The 2,290-nt window shown below is 36.4% G+C and carries 2 protein-coding genes; both read right to left on the bottom strand.

Features of this window, described 5'->3' with window-relative positions; all coding sequences use genetic code 11:
- Nucleotides 1-225: 225 nt before the first annotated feature.
- Nucleotides 226-1,488 carry a hypothetical protein gene (locus FTU38_RS16540; protein WP_180111884.1) on the bottom strand — a complete coding sequence of 421 codons (1,263 nt, stop codon included), beginning with the start codon at nt 1,486-1,488 and terminating at the stop codon, nt 226-228.
- Nucleotides 1,485-2,126, bottom strand: a complete 642-nt coding sequence (locus FTU38_RS16545; RefSeq protein ID WP_180005644.1) for an ABC transporter ATP-binding protein — start codon at nt 2,124-2,126, stop codon at nt 1,485-1,487. The genes FTU38_RS16540 and FTU38_RS16545 overlap by 4 nt, the downstream gene beginning before the upstream one ends.
- Nucleotides 2,127-2,290: the final 164 nt, after the last annotated feature.

The following is a 2,290-nucleotide window of genomic DNA, read 5'->3' on the forward strand; positions in this document are numbered from 1 at the left end:
ACCAGTAATTCAAATTATTTTTAAACTTATCAAATAAAACCCAACTTAATCAATTCAACCAAGTCATTGTTTTATCAGAAGTTTTAATCTTCATCACCGCCGATGGATGTGCATTCTACAGCATTTCCGATCCAACGCAACACCCTTTTCCATTTATTTTTAATTTTTCATTACGTTTGTTTATTTATTCTACTAAATCAGTGTTTTTTACTTAAAAAAGTGTTTTTAGCGTACAGAAAGCATGCAATACGCCAAAGGCACCCATAAGATAAACATTAAAACTAGCATAACACCGTGCACTTCTTCAGGTTTTCTATACAGCCATTGAATAAATGGAATGGCGATACCAAATAATGTAACCATCAATAGCACATCAACAAATCCACCTTTCAGCAGTAGCCACAGCAAAACTGGCACACTCATCATTAAGCCAATTATCAATAAAAAACAGTATTCGTATTTTCTGAGCTGCCATAGTGTGAATCCTTGAATGATCCAGAATCGCTCTGCAGATTCAAAATTTGATTTTAAGTCCATTTTTATCACGCCTAGATTGAATAAACTCAGTGCAATATAGATGGCACACATCAATTGGAATAATTGTGAAGCAGTGAAATCAAGGCTCATGATGTTCCAAGTATCCGCCTGCGTGGCGAACCAATACAAAATCACGACCGCTGTAACCGAAATACCAATACTAACAATACGATGGGTTAGAAATCTTTTATGAAATGCCTGACGAATAATGAGTTTATTCTGATTGAGCCAGAGTGGGCTATATTTCTGTATCACAAATACGCTAGGTACCTGTAGCTTTATTGGTTTTGATTTCCTACCGAGCAGCCAAAATTTTATCGCAGCTATACATATGCAAGTAGATAACAACACCGCAACGAGTTGAGCGTCCAATATAGCTAGGCTCAAAATGGGCAAATATGTCAAAAGGCAGACTAAGCCGAAATATTGATTCTGTTGTAAAAACAGGATTTGTATGATTAATAAATTAAAGATCCAAAGAAGCATCAATACACTAATACCAATGGAAGCCAAAAGTTCATACTCAACCCAAACATATAGAAGCGCTAAAACAAATGGCAGTATCAAAAAAAAGCTTAAACTGCCTAAAAATTTGATTTCCACTGCAAAGCGACTTTTGAGTGTGATGGGCAATAGCGCTAGATAGCGATACCCTTCTCCACCGCTCAAAGCTTTACGCTGTATTGAACACCAAAATACATTTAAGGCAAGAAAGCCAGTCCAAAGAAACAAATTCGTGATTAATGATTTGCAATAAACCAAATCAATAATGGGCTGTACTAATGATAAGAGCAGTCCGAATATCATTGGCCCGAGAATTAATGTGACTAAAATAAGTAAATGCTTTTGCCGTGCAACAGCGTCTGCTGTGGTTTTGACATAAAATGTCCATCGGTATTTCAAAAGCGTTTTTATAATTGTTCGCTGCCCAACATGTCTTTGTTTATTCATGCCGCCTGCTCATTGGACTTTAGCCGATCTAGCTCAATGATTTTTGCTGCAAGACTGTCTCTAAATACATGATCATGACAAGACAATAGAATCAATTTCGATTGGCTCTGCTGTAAAAGTATACTTGTTAATTCAGCCAAGGCATTTTGATCTAAGCCATTGCTCGGTTCATCCAAAATCAGTAAAGGTGCCGAAGTCATTAAGGCTGCAACCAATAAAAACTTTTTGGTTGTGCCAAAAGACATGTCAGCAAACGGCGTGGCTAAATAGTGTTCTAATTTAAATTTTTCAATGAATATTTGATACTGCTCATGCGCTATCCCTCGAATATCACACATTAAATTCAGAAACTCCTGCCCTTGTAAAAAATCATAAATAGGGCTTTTATCTGGCACATAGGCCACAAGTTTCTTGTATTCATTGTTATGAGGGGCATATGGCTGATCATTAATCAAAATATTGCCTGCATCGAAATCCAGCATCCCAGCAATCATCGCAAGTAAGGTGGACTTCCCTACTCCATTCTCAGCAACAACAGCGACAATTCCGAATTCGTTTAACTCTAAATTTAGATTTGAAAATATACATTTTCCCGCAAAAGATTTGGACAATTGCTGCAAGCTCAAAGAAACCATCATGATGTTCCTGATTTATTATATTAAGTTATTGATTTATTATTAGGGTCTGTTGACATTTGTTGATTAAAAAAATAGCGAGATAGTAAAATTAAATCGCCAAACCCAATTTTACACTCGCTATGCCTCGAACAATGCTAAATGATCAACACTGGTCCAAGTTACTT

The organism is Acinetobacter sp. YH12098 (genome assembly GCF_013419235.1).
GTDB lineage: Bacteria > Pseudomonadota > Gammaproteobacteria > Pseudomonadales > Moraxellaceae > Acinetobacter > Acinetobacter amyesii.

Coding starts and splice junctions, on each gene's coding strand:
- FTU38_RS16545 (WP_180005644.1), bottom strand. CDS start 2,126: ATGATGGTTTCTTTGAGCTTGCAGCAATTGTCCAAATCTTTTGCGGGA.
- FTU38_RS16540 (WP_180111884.1), bottom strand. CDS start 1,488: ATGAATAAACAAAGACATGTTGGGCAGCGAACAATTATAAAAACGCTT.